Genomic DNA, 15023 nt, shown 5'->3' with positions numbered 1-15023 from the left:
GCCCTGCCTGGCGCCGTGGCTCTATCTTGGTTCATGGCGCAGGCCCCCGACACGTGGCCGGGCGCCCGCGGCGTTGGAGTAAAAATGACATAGAAGTCTTTAAAGGACGAAAGGAGGCTCACCGGCTGGCTGTCTTGCCATGACCAGTGTAAGTGCGACCAAATCAGACCGGCAGCCAGGCCAGAATCGATTCCAACTCCGAAAGCAATTGCAGATCGGACGCGGCACGGCAGCGCCCGATCTCCGCCTCCAGGAACGCCTGTGCAGCTGCCAGCTCACCATTGAGTGCCAGCGTCACAGCATACATCTGTGGCGCGCCGCCCAAGCCTGGGACGCGCGCCTTCAGCAACGGCAAGAGCGTGTCGTAGCTGCACAGCGTCTTGGCGTAGGGCATGCCGAACTCCGCAATCGTCTGCGCTAACCGCGCTGCCTCGCCCGGCACATCGGCTTCCGTCGCAAAGATAAATTGCTGCACATCCGGGCACAGCTCGCCCAAGTGAACCGCATAAGTCGCCCACTCCCCTGGCCGCCACTTCATGCCGGCCACGGCGCAGAAGACTTTCATCACCTCGGTGGCATGAACCCCCACAAATGGATTAATCCGAATAAAATCGGAATGCGTCCCCGTATTGAGCCCAATCCATGCGAAAAAGCCATCGCTGAGTTGAAGCACACCTCGATCGTATTTTCTGGGGATGCCCACCGCCGCCAAGGCGTCCAGACAAGCTTTTCTAACGGACTTTACTGTTGGGCGCACACTCATTTCGTCGTCCTTCTATCAATCTTAAATGTTTCGACCGTTACCGGTTGTCCTGGTATCAGGCCAGCGTCATCCGCCTTTTTCCCCACAGGCGTGACCTGTACCTTATTGGCAATATCCTGTTCCAACTGCGCCTGATTTTTCGACAGACGGGCACCGCCGACTTTGGTTTCTACTACGCCTAGTTTGCCGTTGATGCGCGTGAAGAAATCAACGACCGCGCGCTTATTATTACTCAGAATCACAGTAATCTGCTCGCCGATTGCGGTGTTCCCCAGGTCCGCTCTCGTGCCCGCCTCGCCCACTTTGCCACTGACCCGGTTGGCGGCCAGGCGCTCCGCCGCGCTCAAGCCGGCCTTGGCCGCCGTGCCGCCCACGACCGGCACGTCACCGGTGACCATCTCATTGGCGGCCAATCCCACGCCCATCAGGCGCGCACCCACCACGATGATCGCGACCGGGTTTCTGCCGTCGGGATCGGTAAACTTGTACGGATTGTTGTTGGCGAAGGCGTAACGGTTGAAGGAGTGGATATTCGCTTCGTCAACCGCCGCGGGATCGATGCCGGTAAATCGCCCCAACACCGGATCGTAGTAGCGCGCGCCCATGTAAGACAAGCCGGTGTTGTCGTCGAACGGTTTGCCATGGTAGCCAATTTTATTATCGCCGCTACCAGGCCAGCGATCTATTTTTTCGCCATAGGGACGGTATGTTTCCTTCCAGACCATGGAGCCGCTGGCATCGGTGGCCACCACCGGTGTGCCGGACGTGTCATTATGAAAATAGGTGATGGCCTCCTGAGTGCTACTGGTGGTCATCGTCTCGGTGACGGTTTTCGTGCCGCCGGGACCGGTGGCGGTCCAGGTGCAGGTGGACGGGTTACCGACCCATGCCTGGAGCGCCGTACCATTCGCCTCTCCGGAGGGCGCCAGTGTGGCGCTGCTACCGGCGTAGCCGGTACCGCTCGCAGTACATTGGTAGGACACCGCAGTCGCCGTCGGCGATGACCAAGTGACGGTGTAGGGGCGCCCGGCCACCATCGGCGACGGCGTGCGGCTGACGGTCAAGGTCGTGCCTACCGTCACGCTCAGATTCGGCGTGGCCGAGCCAAACCATTCGACGAAGTCCTGCACCATCCGCCATTGGAAGTTGTAGACGCCGGCAGCAGACGGCGCCTTGGCCTGGAAGCTGAACACCCCCTGCTGACCTGGTGCCACGGCCGACGCCAGTTGCATCCGGTCCGTGCCCCAGGTCTGGTTGTCCTGTGGATTCTGCGCTCCCAGCCGGTAGTTGCCGGCCGTCGTCCAGGTGGTATTACCGGTATTGCGCATGGTCACCGATACGGTGTACTCCTGCCCCGGACTCATATTCGCCGTCACGGTCTGGCCGACAAATTCGGCGGCATTGACCGTCGGCGGCGCGGTCACGACGACCGGCACATTGGTCGAGTAAGCACCAAACCATTCATGAAATTCGCGCAGCATGCGCCACTGGACATCGTAAGTACCAGGTACGGATGGCGCCGTCACCGGAAAGTAGAAGAATCCTTCTCCAGTCGGCTTGACCGAAGCTGTCAGCATCACCCGCTGCGGGAGCCAGCTTGTATTGTCCTGCGGGTTAGGCGCACCAAGCAGGTATTGTTCGCCGGCGCTCCAGGTGGTGGTGCCGGTGTTCCGCATCTTGATGTACAGATTGTAGGTCTGGCCCGCCACCATCGTTGCAGGCGTGTTTTGCTCAACGAAGGCGGCATCGTTGACCGGCGGCGGCAAGCCGACACTGACCGTCAGATTGGGCGATTGTTCGCCAAACCATTCGAGCCCATCCTGCACCATCTTCCACTGAAAGTTATAGCTGCCCGGCGTGTCGGGTGCAAAGGCGGTAAACTGGAAGGTATACTGCTGCCCGGGTGCGACGGTCGCCAAGTCCAACGGGACCCGGCCCATGCCCCACACGGCATTGTCAGTTGGATTCTGCGAACCGAGCGAGTGGGTGGCCATTTGCCACGTCGAGGTTCCCGTGTTTTGCAGCGTCACCGAGGCTGGGTAACCCTTCCCAACATACATCGTCGCGGGCAGGCTGTGCGAGATGAACTTGGCATCATTGACCTGCGCCTGGGCCGGCGCGCAGGCGCCAAACAGCAACCCCGCCAGCAACGGCCAGCAGCGCAACAGATCGCGCGACAAGTGCCGGGCTACAGCAGCCGCGTGCATCAGCGGCGCCAGCAGGTAAAACTGAATGAGTGTCAGCATGGTGAGTATCGACGAATTCGAGGTAAGGGAGACGTTGCGCATCATTGGGTCACACGCTGCGCGATGCGCTTGTCGCCCAGATAGATGTACTCGACCAGCTTGCTCGGCTGCCCTGGCGTGAACTCGACCAGCAAGGTGCCGTTGGCCGCGTACATTTCGTAGCTGCTGACGCCCGCCTTGACGATCTTGCTGCGGTGATTGGTGGCGTCATACTGGTACTCGATTTTGCTGGCGGGCAGATTGCAATTAACGCAGCGCAGGTTCGGCACGCTGTCGTAGGTGTAGGCATTGCCCGCCGCGCTGACGATATTGCCTTCGTCATCATAAGCGTAGGAGGCGGCCCGGCTGCCTGACACGCTGCTGAGGCGCCCGCCGCTGTACGCATAGTATTGATTCCATGTGCCGAGCACCTGGCTGGTGATGTCGCCGCTGCCGTTGTAGCCGATACTGCCCTGGCCCCAAGGACCGGTGCTCGTCACCAGACGATTGCCGCCGTCGTAGTCCATCACCCGGCTGTTGCTGCCGTTCAGCGTATCGGTCAGGCTGACGATATTGTTCATGCCATCGTATTGTGTTACGTACGATGCGAAGACCGCACCGCCGGTGGCGTTTTTCACCTCAAAAGCACGCGGCCGCATACGGCTGTCCTCGGTATAGTCACTGTAAGTGCCATTGACGTAGTCAATGTGGCGAACCAAGCCAGAATCCCAATAGCTCACGCCACTGGCATAGCCGGACACCTGAGTCGGCCGGCCCAATGCATCCGGCGCATAGCTCACCACCCGCCCGGAGCGCGGGTAGGTGATCGTGCTGAGTTGGTCATTGCCATCGTAGCCGAACCCCGCCGTCAAGGTCAGGCCGTCGAGCGCCAGCGTTTCGCTGATCAGGTTGCCGTTGTCGTCGTAACCGTAGCTGCGGTTGCCGCCTGCGGCACTGCTGGTCAGCTTCATGCCCAGCTTGTTGTAGGTATGGCTGACGGCCGGGGTAGCGCCGGGGTAGGTGACGGTTTTTTCGCGGTTCTGTCCGTCGTAGGTGTATATCGTGGCTGCGGCGGCGCCCACCTGGCGGGTAGTCATATTGCCTGCCATATCGCGGCCATAGATCGTCGTGCCAGTTTCCGGGTTGACGACCGAGGTAAGATAATAATTGTCGTTGTAGCCGTAGGTGCGCGTCAGTCCCGCCTGGGTGATCGTGCTCACCTGGTCGCGGGCATTGCGGGTGAACGCCATGTCGGTTGCAGGTTCGGGTGTCGCGATGTTCATCACGAACTGCTGAGTCGGATCGCTGTACGAGCGCATGGTATAGGTCGTGGTCTTGCCGCGCGTATCGGTCACCATCTTGGTCGCCGCGCCGTACTTGAAGTGCTGCAGGCTACCGTCGCCATTTTCGATGCGGGTGAGCCGACCAAGCTCGTCATATTGGTAGCCTGTACCCAAAATCCTCGATGGATAGGAGGCGAACGTCATATGGCCAAAGCCGTCGTAAGTGTAGCGATACAGCAGCCCACCGCGTGTGACACTGGCAATGCGGCCAAAACCATCCAGCTGTGTTTCCTCCACCAGGGCGCCGCGGGTATCAGTTTTGCTGGTCGCGGTGTAGCTCACCGCGCGCGCATTACCCACCGGGTATTTCGCCGATGTCATGCGGTTCATGCTGTCATAGGCGAACCGGGTGGTCTTGCCTTCGCCATTGGTTTCCGATTCCAGATTACCGTTGCCGTCCACCACGCGCGTAATGGATACGCCTTCCGGCTGCGTCTCGGTCTGGGCGATGCCGCGCTTGTAGTTGGCGTAGGTATGCACCAACCCGCGCGGCAGTGTCTTGGTCGCGATATTGCCTTGGGCATCATAGGTGTAACTGGTGACTACGCCGCCTTCACTTTGCGATTGCAGATTGCCGTTGCCATCGAATTCGCGGATCGTACTGCCGCCAGCGAAGGTTTCGTTTTTTGGACGACTCAGTATCCACTTCGCCGTATCGTTCAGATAGGTGTAGGTGGTCGTGCGGTTGCCGCCATTCGGTCCGCTCTCGGTCACCGTCGTAGGCGCGCCATAGGCGTCAAAGCCCGACTGCTCGCGCAGATAGGTCGCTCCATTCATGACGATGCGACGCTTTTGCAGCGCCGGCATCAAGGTCTGGTTTGGATCCGCCAGCAAGGTGGCGCCCGTGTAGACGTTGGCGGCAAAGCTGCTCAATACTAGAGGGGTCCACTCATTGTATTCCGTGTAGCTGTCGCCGATGGACTTCTCTGCGAGCAAACCAATGCGCCAGGCGCCGCGATCAGAATAGGGCCAGGTGGTCTTCTTGGCGTCCTCGACCCAGTTGGAATTGGCAACGTAGCCATCGCCGATGTGCTTGTATGTTTGCACGCCGTTTGGAGTCGTGATCGTGGTCTTGTCGTAGACGCCGCTGGTGCGCGACAACTCGTACTGGTACGTCCACTGCGGTCCGGTTGACATGACACGATTTTTCACCCGGCTGGCGTAGGCGAATCGAGCAGGCAATGCATTGCCTTCGATCTCTACGTCCCACGCCAAGCTCGGGTTATAGAAATATTCCCAGGGCCATGCGTTGGTATGGTGACCGATCGAATACTGATAGTCGTAGCTGATGGTGCCGCCGGTCGGATATTGCTGCGATTTCAGTAGGCCCGAGCGTGCACCGTCCACACATTTTTGCGAGGTATTATCCACGGCCGGCTCAGGAGGAATTGGTTCCCCCGGCAAGACGAAATTCCGGATGCGATAACCGGCACATTCAGCGAAGTATGCAGCACCGTCAGTGTTGCTGTAGCGATCCCAATAGTCGTACTTCCATTGCGTTCCGTCCGGCAATGTTACCGACTTCAGGCGCACCACGGTCTTGGACCATAACGGCGCGTTTTCATTATTTTGGACCACTCGATACAAAAAGCCGGGGTCGTCCTTAGCCGGAACATCGTCTTGCACCAGATACGTCCAGGTTCGCCCGCCGTTGTCGTGAATTTCCTTTAGAACGCGGTTGGGCTTGCCAATGTTCTCGCTCGTATCATAAATAAAATTGAGAAATACCCCGGCATCGCTCGACGTGATTCGGCTTGGGTAGTTCTCGTCGACATACTCGATCTTGATCCAATTGCCATTCGGGTCCACAATACGGCTGGCGTGTTGTTGCCACCACAAAGAGCCCTGGCCGACAGCGCCCTCATGCGTCAGGCGCTCCTCAGCGCGCTGATTCATCTCGTATTTAACACCGTCGGGTGCGTGCAGCAGGTAGTTGCCAGCACTACAGGTCAGCTTCCAACCGCTGGCAGTACGGACCTCGCCGGTAGCTGTCGGCACCAGCGTTTCCAATTGCCCATTTACATGTTCCAAGATATACGACGTGACCTCATCAAACGTGCTCCAGTCGTATGTTTCCATATCGGTGTGGTAGATCAAGGTGGTGCCATCGGCACGCACGCCATACTTCAACCCGTTGCGGAACCAATCCTTACCGGTACAGAGACGGTCTGCCAATGTCGTCTTGTTAGTATTGCCACGCATGATTACCTTCGGGGCAACGGCAAACGACCACCCCCCTCCCAATCCCATTTCTGCAAACAGGTGCGGCTTGTTCTTAAGAAGAATATCCTCGCTGCTATCAGCTTGGACGCGATAGCTCATGTTGGGCGCATAATTGCGATTGACGACAATGTCCAGTCCGCCGTTTCCGCGCAAGCGCACGTCCTCCAAGCTGATCCTTAGTGCTCCACTATAGGTATCAATTTTGTCAATATCATGCACATTCTGGTTGCGTTCGAGACGAGGCAAATCCTTTACCATTTCAAACGGCTGCCCGTTCGGGGTTTCAGATGCATATGCCTGATACGTGATCAGGCATATCAGCCAGCAAGGCCAACCGCTGCGTACGCCAGCATTCGCCGACCAGTGTCTTTTTGAAGAAATCATCACTCACCTTAAAAATATCCCGCCTGTCCAGTCTCGACGAACGGCTCAAAAAACCGTACTTGACGTAGGTACCGCAATTGTTCATAGCGCTGCGTGACAGGGCAGCGCGCGCCTCATGTGCTGCCCCGGGTCGCCAACCGTTTCACCCAAGCATCAATGCAATGGCGAAAAATACAATGCGATGAGAATAAAAGGGGGTAACTTGACAATTCTTATGAAAAGCCCCCCCCCTATCAATTGCCCTTCCTCTTACGATGCCGCCATATCATCTGCCGAAGCTTGGACGGCCGCCACAAGGGGGCGCACACGATTGCCACAGCCGTTTTGACGACAGGAAAAAATAACTTACAATCGGGCAAGATTGCTTCTGATGCAATCTACTCTGACTGCAGCGCAGCGTGTGTCCGGCAGGAGTCTGCCGCCGCGGGCCCACGCTTTTTAAAACTGGCATAGTAGGAAATTACCGATGAATCCCCACCGAACATTAGCGCGTACAAAGGACGGCGCACCGCCTGGAAATATCCGCACGGCGACTACCTCGGTGCTGCTGGTCGATGACGATGTTGGCATCCGACAGCTGCTCACCGAGTACCTGGCCGGCGAAATGATCCAGCTGCAGACGGTGCAGGATGGCTGGATTGCCCATGAGTTGTTGCGTACGCCTGATCACGGCTTCGACCTGTTGCTATTAGACGTTATGCTGCCTGGCCAAAGCGGCTTCGACATCCTGCAGCGGCTGCGCCGCAACTCTGCGCTGCCAGTCATAATGACGACCGGCCGCGCCAGTGAAGCTGATCGCATCACCGGACTCGAACTCGGGGCCGACGACTACCTGCCGAAGCCATTCAGCCCGCGCGAACTGCTGGCACGCATGCGTGCCGTCTTGCGCCGAAACGGTGGGCCTGCGATCCAGAAAGCGCCGTCGCCAAGCCCGGACGCGGCACCGACGCCAGATGTATTCCAGGTGGGCGGGTTGATCTCCACCCGCGATAGCTTGGAGGTCCGCGTCGGACCCAGCATCGTGCGCCTGACCGACGTCGAAGCGCGCCTGTTGAAAATACTGATGCGCTCGGCCGGCCATATGATTGGACGCGAACAACTAACGCTTTGGGCGCTCGGGCGAAAACACCAGCCGCAGGATCGAAGTCTCGACACGCATGTGAGCAACCTGCGGCGCAAGCTCGGTCTGACGGGGAATACATTGGGACTGCCGATGCTACGCAGCGTGCGCGGGCTCGGATACTTGCTCACCGCGACCTGCGGCGCGCCCGCGTGAGAAAGCTGATCGCCGTATTCGAAAAGACCCTTTTTTTGCGCATCCTGGCTTGTTTCTGGGTCGCGATGGGGCTCATCACCGCGATCGTCATAGCGCTGACCAGCCTCACAGCCACGGCGCGCCGCAACTTCCCCGACGGCGTCGGCCCTGCAACGCTGGCGCTGCAAGCGGCTGCGCTGCTGCATCAGGGTGGACTGCCGGCCTTGCGCCCGTGGGCCGAAGAAATCCACGACAACCATGCCATGAAGGTGTACGTAGTCGACCGCGATTGCATCAGGATGGCTGGACGTCGAACCCAAACCCGAATCTGCGACCGCATCCGTGCCCACGTCACGCAACGCAAACACACGAACATACAAAGCGATGCGCTAACGACGACGGCGCTTGCCGGGTACAGGGCGTCATGGCGGGACGTCCATGATCTGACCGCACCAGACGGCGCTCGTTATATGCTCACGTTCCTGCCATGTGACTCGTCATACATGGATGTGTTACGCGACTCCAGCATGCGGTCGTTGCTGTTGCTGCTTGCAATCGCGTTGAGCGCACCAGTCTGTTGGCTGCTAGCAAGATACATCGATCATCCTATGCGGCAGTTGGCATTGGACGCGCAGGCGTTGGGCGACGGCTACCACCCGGCCTGCACAGACGCCCGCCTGCTCCAACGTAACGACGGATGCGGTTTCCTTGCGCGCACCTTCCGGCGCATGGCGGACAAGATTACCGACCAGCTGCAGTCGCGAGAGCGCCTGCTGGGCGATGTATCGCATGAATTACGTTCGCCGTTGACGCGTCTGCGACTGGCGCTTGAACTAGCACGGCGCAAAACGCCACACGCCGACGCCCACTTCGATCGAATCGAACGGGAGTGCAGCCACATGGACACGATGATCGGACAGCTGCTGCAGTTGGCCCGGCTGCGCAATGCCCCACCCGAGCTGCCGGAGCCGCTCGATTTACGCGATGTGGTGCAGCAAGTAGTGGCTGACGCCCGCTTCGAAGCAGCCAACCAGGAGCGCAAAATTAACTGGCGACGGCCGGACTATCCACTACCGGTACTGGGGGTGCCACTGCTGTTGCGTAGCGTGCTGGAAAACGTCGTACGCAACGCGCTGCGCTATGCGCCGTTTGGTTCCACCATTGAAGTCGTGGCATGGCGTGACGCTTCCGGTGTCGTCGCCGAGATCGGCGACGACGGCCCTGGTGTGGCCGATGCCGACCTCGAACGGTTATTTCAACCATTCTTTCGCGCCAGTCAATCGGACGTACTGGGCAAGACCGGCACCGGCCTGGGCTTGGCCATCGCCGCCGACGTAGTAAACCAACATGGAGGCCACATTGAGGCCCGTAACCGCGTGGCACAGAGTGGATTGATCGTCCGGATCGCATTACCGGAGATGAGTATCGGCGATGCGCCATCAGTAGCCGACTAAGTGGGTCGGTGCATTCAATAATCTATTAAAATTGCGCATCAAAAAGACGCCAAGAAGAATGGCTGTTCAAGGATTTAGGCCTCGTTCGCATGCCAGTGAGCGCAATAAACCTTTGATTTCAAAGGAGCCATATTCAAGTTTCTTTTCCGACGTAACAACTCTTGATAATGGACGAGTTGACAATACATATCGGCTAACCGGGAGAATGAAATGGACGCAAGCATCATTTGGACGCTGCGCAAGCCCGTTATTTGGGTTTGGCGCAAATTAGTCGGCTGGGCAGGCGCGTGGACGGTGGAACCGATTTATCGACAGGCGAACGATTACCACCTCGCGCTGCGCAACTGGCAGCGTCGATGGGTCGAACTGGCCGCGAACGTGGAGTACAAACTGATGACCCGGTCGAGCTTTGATCAGGACGGCAATCCCGAACAGTCGATTTGGGTCCGGAATACAGGAACGACACTCATAGACGAACTCCATTTTTGTGTCGAGGCGCGGCTTGGCAGCGTTTCATACCAGGTCCCGCTGGCGGCATACCGCTTGCGGCCAGGGTGCCTGGCGCGCTTGCCGCTGATTGGACTGCCATTACAAGACCTGTCGATCCGCAAGGATGGCCTGTTTGCGACTTATGAGTCCATACGAGTCTATCCGATACGTATCGCACGCGAACAACGGATCGACATCTACTCCACCGACGGCGTCGTCTGGACCCCAAGCCACGACGACTATCTCAACGGCGAGTGGAAACGATGGCGTGGGCGTTTATATAACGTCAAGGCCATGACCGATGCCCGCCGCGATCATCTTTTGCGCCTTGGACATCGGTGGTGCAGGCGCCATGGCCTTTGGGGGCTCGATGCCGCGTCCTTGTTCGGGGAGGTATGGCGAACGCGACGCTATAAACGACTTCCGGGTGTCCTGATGTTTACGCTGGCCTCGCGCGCTCCGGTTATCAACGCCATGTTATGGTTGCGCCTGCTGTTGCGCATCGAACGTATTGCCTTCGAATTTGATGCTGACATGCAGGCCGCGACCGAATATGTACTAAAAAAGGGCCAGAGCGCCGGCCCCGTGCGGGTGATACATTGGGATGCGGCCTCGCCAACGACGACAGACTCCGCGTAACCGCCGCGGCGCAACCAAGGTTGGCCGTGAAGGAATACCATGTCCCGCGACGACAGGCCTCACGCCAGGCGCGCCGCCAGTTCCGCCACCCGCTTGCCCAGCAGGCGGGCGGTTTCCAGGTCGCCGCTGCGTGGCGCTTCGTCCGGCGAGGCGTCGGACGGCGAGATCGCCAGCGCGCCGCCGAAGCCGGCGGTCCAGTTGACGTCGGCCGGGCCGTGTTCCTTTTTATTCGACGGCATCAAGCCGGTGCCGACCCAGATCTGGCTGTGCTGCATGGCCAGCGTCCAGAAATACTGGATGGTGGAGAACTTGTCGCCGTTGACCGAAGCCGAATTGGTGAAGCCGGCGGCCACCTTGTTCTTCCAATCCTGGCCGAACCACGAAGCGGACGACTTGTCGGCGAACTTCTTGAACTGCCATGCCGGGCCGCCCATGTAAGTCGGGCTGCCGTAGATGATGGCGTCGGCCTTGCCGATGGCGGCCAGCGCATCCTCCGACAGGTCGCCGTCCTGGTCGATCCGGAACACCTGCACCTCCGCGCCGGCAACGCCGGCGGCGCCCTGCTGCACGGCCTCGGCCTGTTTGACGGTGTGGCCGTAGCCGCTGAAATAGACGATCGCAATAGTGGTCATGGAATTCCTTGAAAAATTAATCAACAGGGGGCCAGGCGCCGACCTGGTTCAGCATGCCGAACCAGTCTTCCAGGTGCCAGGTATGGGTAATGCGGTCCGCCCCCAGATAATGAAACTCATGAATGGCAATTGCAATAGCCTTGTTGGTCGGGGCGATGCCGAAAAACTCGCCGCGATGGGTGCCGGTGATCTGCGCGCGCACGGCGGCGCGGCCGTCGCGGCCGAACAGGTCGAGGATGGCGATGTGCACATCCGGGAAGGCGGCGCCGAACATCGCGACCACCGGCTTCATGCCGGCCAGGCCGGGTTGCTGGCTGGGCCCGAGCGGCGTATCCTGCCAGTCCGGCGTCAGTGCCTGGTCGAGCAGGTCGGGGTTGCGCTCGTTGAAGGCGCGGTACAACGTTTCGATGGCTTGCTGCTGGGCCGTGGTCAGGCCGTTGTGGTGCATGGTCATGAGGGGCCTTCTATATCGGTGAATGACCCGGCCACTGTAGCAACCCGCACCAACGCAAGTCCAATCGATAATGGATATGCAGTATCATCCACGGCATGGATTTACATGGAATAGACCTCAACCTGCTGGTCGCCTTCGACGCCCTGGTCTGCGAGCGCAACGTGACGCGCGCCGGCGTGCGCGTCGGCCGCACCCAGCCCGCGATGAGCGCGGCGCTGGCGCGCCTGCGCCTGCTGCTGAAGGATGACTTGTTCGTGCGCAGCGCCAGCGGCCTGCAGCCGACGCCGCGCGCGCTGGAACTGGCCGGCCCGCTCAGCGAGGCGCTGGCCAGCATCCAGCGCACGCTGGAGTTCACGCAAGCCTTCGATCCGGCGCGCGCGACGGTGCGCTTCACGCTGGCGCTGTCCGATCATCCGGCCTTCGTCATGCTGCCGGCCTTGCTGGCGCGGCTGGCGCGGCAGGCGCCCGGCGTCACCTTGCGGATCAAGGCCTACAGCGCGCGCGAGGATGCGCTGGCCTTGCTCGACGCCGGCGAGGCCGATGCGGCGGTCGGCGTACCTGGCGGCAGCACGCCGCGCATCCCGACCTTGCCACTGTTCGAGGAACGCTTTGTCTGCGTGGCGCGCAAAGGCCATCCGCTGGCGAAAAAGAAAATGACGTTGACGCGATTTTTAAGCTGCCAGCACCTGCTGGTGTCGCCGGAGGGCGATGGCGTCGGCCACGTCGACGTCAAGCTGGCGCAGTTGCAGCGCCGGCGCCAGATCGCCATCACGCTGCCGCAGATGTACGCGGCACCGGCCATCATCGCCGGCAGCGACCTGCTGGCCACGCTGATGGAGGGCGTGGTGCGCGCCAGCGGACTGGCCGGCGCGCTGGCGGTGCTGCCGCTGCCGGAGCTGGACCTGGCGCCGGTGCCCTTCGTGCTGCACTGGCACCGCCGCAACGACGCCCATCCGGCCCAGCACTGGCTGCGCGAGCAGATCGCGCTGGTGTGCCGCGAGCTGTATGGCATAGGCGACGCACAGTAAGCGGCGCCGTCAAATTGGGCTACACTGTCGATCATATCTTTCTGCGTCCGCTTCCATGCCCGAGAAGAACCTGCCTGAACTGATCACCCTGAAGCGCCTGATCGACGAAGGTGGACGGCATCTGGAGGTCGGCACCTCCTGCACCGTGGCGATGGATGGCCGCCAGTTCCCGGTCTACACCATCGCCTTGGGCAACCCCAGCCCGGACGTGCCGGCGCTGGGCTTCTTCGGCGGCATCCACGGGCTGGAACGCATCGGCACCCAGATCATCCTGTCGTTCATGGAAAGCCTGCTGGCGCGGCTGCGCTGGGACAGCACCCTGCACCAGCAACTCGAATCGATGCGGCTGGTGTTCATGCCGCTGGTGAATCCGGGCGGCATGTGGCAGGCCACGCGCTGCAATCCGCAAGGCGTGGACCTGATGCGCAACGCGCCGCTGAGCGCGGTCGACAAGGTGCCCTTCATGCTGGGCGGCCAGCGCTACAGCCATCACCTGCCGTGGTACCGCGGCAAGGCCGGCGCGCCAATGGAGGCGGAAAGCCAGGCCGTGTGCGAGCTGGTCGAACGCGAACTGCTGTCGCGCCAGTTCAGCATGGCGCTCGACTGCCACTCCGGCTTCGGCCTGCGCGACCGCATCTGGTTCCCGCACGCGCACACCACGGCGCCGATTCCGCACCTGGCCGACATCGGCGCGCTGGAGCAGCTGTTCAGCCAGAGCTATCCGAACCACAACTACGTGTTCGAACCGCAAAGCCGCCAGTACCGCACCCATGGCGACCTGTGGGACTACCTGTACCTGAACGGCACCAGCTACAACGACCGCGTGTTCCTGCCGCTGACGCTGGAGATGGGCTCGTGGCTGTGGGTGAAGAAGAATCCGCGCCAGATCTTCGACCGCATCGCCATCTTCAACCCGACCGCCAAGCACCGCCTGCAACGGGTGCTGCGGCGCCACCTGATCTGGTTCGACTTCCTGATGCGCGCGGCCAACAGCCACGGACGCTGGATGCCGGAAGGGATGGCGCGCAAGGTCCATCACCGGCGCGCGCTGGCGCAGTGGTACGACGCATGAGCAACTGGGTGCTGCTGCGCGGCCTGATGCGCGAACAGCGCCACTGGGGACGCTTCCCCGGCCAGCTGGCCGCCGCGCTGCCGGACGCCGCCATCGTCACGCCCGACCTGCCCGGCAACGGCGAGCGCCACGCCCTGCGCAGCGTCACGCAGGTGGCGCAGATGGTGGACTACTGCCGCCGCGACCTGCAGGCACGCGGCATCGAACCGCCCTACTCGCTGCTGGCGCTCTCCTTGGGCGGCATGGCGGCGGTGGAGTGGTCCAGCCGCTATCCCGGCGAAGTGGAACGCTGCGTGCTGATCAACACCAGCATGCGGCCGTACAGCCGCTTCCACCAGCGGCTGCGCTGGCAGAACTATCCGTCCATCGTCGGGCTGATGCTGCGCGGCGGCGTCGAACAGCAGGAGCGCCTGATCCTGCGCCTGACCAGCCGCACCGGCGCGGCCGCCGAACGCGAACAACTGCTGCAACGCTGGCTGGGCTACCAGCGCGAATTCCCCGTCACGCGCGCCAACGCGCTGCGCCAGCTATGGTCCGCCGCCCGCTTCCGCGCGCCGGCCACGCGGCCGGCGGTGCCGCTGCTGATCCTGGCCGGCGCCGGCGACCAGCTGGTCGACCACCGCTGCTCGCTGCGGCTGGCGCAGGCGTGGCAGGCGCCGCTGCTGGTGCACCCGAGCGCAGGCCACGACCTGCCGCTGGACGACGGCCCGTGGGTGGCGGCGTCGATCACAAAATGGCTGGACGAAGAAAAAGGGGCGTAAAATACCGCCCCTATGAAGAATTCCTCGCCCACCCTGGACTGTCGTCCCAACTGCGGCGCCTGCTGCACGGCGCCCTCGATCACCAGCCCCATTCCCGGTATGCCCGATGGCAAACCGGCGGGCGTGCGCTGCGTCCAGCTGGCCGACGACAACCGCTGCAAGATCTTCGGCCGTCCCGAACGCCCGGCCTTCTGCGGTGGCCTGCAGCCGTCGGCCGAGATGTGCGGCGCCAGCCGCGAATCGGCCATGCTGTGGCTGGCCGATCTGGAGCGCGCCACAGCACCCGCTTAAGGCTTGCGCA

Annotated in this window: 12 protein-coding genes; 7 read left to right on the top strand and 5 right to left on the bottom strand. The window is 61.1% G+C overall.

Translation table 11 applies throughout. The features are described from left to right. Window positions 1-163: 163 nt before the first annotated feature. The 3 genes from KVP70_RS23790 to KVP70_RS23780 are packed head-to-tail and all read right to left on the bottom strand — an operon-like array spanning window position 164 to window position 6938. On the bottom strand, window positions 164-763 hold the full coding sequence (locus KVP70_RS23790) for a hypothetical protein (RefSeq protein WP_217944920.1): 600 nt from the start codon (window positions 761-763) through the stop codon (window positions 164-166). After that, window positions 760-3009: an NBR1-Ig-like domain-containing protein gene (locus KVP70_RS23785; RefSeq protein ID WP_217944919.1), complete on the bottom strand. Its 2250-nt coding sequence runs from the start codon at window positions 3007-3009 to the stop codon at window positions 760-762. Before KVP70_RS23785 ends, KVP70_RS23790 begins: the two co-directional genes overlap by 4 nt. 41 nt (window positions 3010-3050) lie before the next feature. Next, the gene (locus KVP70_RS23780; protein ID WP_217944918.1) at window positions 3051-6938 is read right to left on the bottom strand and encodes an RHS repeat domain-containing protein; all 3888 of its coding nucleotides are present in this window, start codon (window positions 6936-6938) and stop codon (window positions 3051-3053) included. Window positions 6939-7404: 466 nt separating this feature from the next. Here KVP70_RS23780 and KVP70_RS23775 point away from each other — a divergent pair, with 466 nt between their 5' ends. The 3 genes from KVP70_RS23775 to KVP70_RS23765 all read left to right on the top strand — a co-directional run bounded on the left by KVP70_RS23775 (window position 7405) and on the right by KVP70_RS23765 (window position 10775). Then, window positions 7405-8214: a response regulator transcription factor gene (locus KVP70_RS23775; protein ID WP_217944917.1), complete on the top strand. Its 810-nt coding sequence runs from the start codon at window positions 7405-7407 to the stop codon at window positions 8212-8214. After that, complete coding sequence (locus KVP70_RS23770) at window positions 8211-9647, top strand: sensor histidine kinase (protein WP_217944916.1); 1437 nt, start codon at window positions 8211-8213, stop codon at window positions 9645-9647. The genes KVP70_RS23775 and KVP70_RS23770 overlap by 4 nt, the downstream gene beginning before the upstream one ends. 210 nt (window positions 9648-9857) lie before the next feature. Further along, a complete protein-coding gene (locus KVP70_RS23765) occupies window positions 9858-10775 on the top strand; it encodes a hypothetical protein (protein ID WP_217944915.1) in 918 nt (305 codons plus the stop codon). Window positions 10776-10834: 59 nt separating this feature from the next. Here the strand turns inward: KVP70_RS23765 and KVP70_RS23760 are convergent, their stop codons facing one another. Further along, the gene (locus KVP70_RS23760) at window positions 10835-11407 is read right to left on the bottom strand and encodes a flavodoxin family protein (RefSeq protein WP_217944914.1); all 573 of its coding nucleotides are present in this window, start codon (window positions 11405-11407) and stop codon (window positions 10835-10837) included. A gap of 16 nt (window positions 11408-11423) precedes the next feature. After that, window positions 11424-11861 carry an ester cyclase gene (locus KVP70_RS23755; protein ID WP_217944913.1) on the bottom strand — a complete coding sequence of 146 codons (438 nt, stop codon included), beginning with the start codon at window positions 11859-11861 and terminating at the stop codon, window positions 11424-11426. Window positions 11862-11956: 95 nt separating this feature from the next. Between KVP70_RS23755 and KVP70_RS23750 the strand changes: the two genes are divergently transcribed. Genes KVP70_RS23750 through KVP70_RS23735 form a run of 4 tightly spaced genes read left to right on the top strand, consistent with a single transcriptional unit; the run spans window position 11957 to window position 15013 of the window. Next, the gene (locus tag KVP70_RS23750; RefSeq protein ID WP_217944912.1) at window positions 11957-12889 is read left to right on the top strand and encodes a LysR family transcriptional regulator; all 933 of its coding nucleotides are present in this window, start codon (window positions 11957-11959) and stop codon (window positions 12887-12889) included. A gap of 55 nt (window positions 12890-12944) precedes the next feature. Continuing rightward, the gene (locus KVP70_RS23745; protein ID WP_217944911.1) at window positions 12945-13961 is read left to right on the top strand and encodes a M14 family zinc carboxypeptidase; all 1017 of its coding nucleotides are present in this window, start codon (window positions 12945-12947) and stop codon (window positions 13959-13961) included. Next, window positions 13958-14722, top strand: a complete 765-nt coding sequence (locus KVP70_RS23740; protein WP_217944910.1) for an alpha/beta fold hydrolase — start codon at window positions 13958-13960, stop codon at window positions 14720-14722. The genes KVP70_RS23745 and KVP70_RS23740 overlap by 4 nt, the downstream gene beginning before the upstream one ends. Before the next feature lie 12 nt (window positions 14723-14734). Then, complete coding sequence (locus tag KVP70_RS23735) at window positions 14735-15013, top strand: YkgJ family cysteine cluster protein (RefSeq protein WP_217944909.1); 279 nt, start codon at window positions 14735-14737, stop codon at window positions 15011-15013. The last annotated feature ends 10 nt before the right edge of the window (window positions 15014-15023 follow it).

The sequence above is a fragment of the Duganella violaceipulchra genome (assembly GCF_019166075.1).
Classification (GTDB): domain Bacteria; phylum Pseudomonadota; class Gammaproteobacteria; order Burkholderiales; family Burkholderiaceae_D; genus Rugamonas; species Rugamonas violaceipulchra.
The sequence above is the reverse complement of the archived record's forward strand: the minus strand, read 5'-3'. Positions and strand labels throughout refer to the sequence as shown.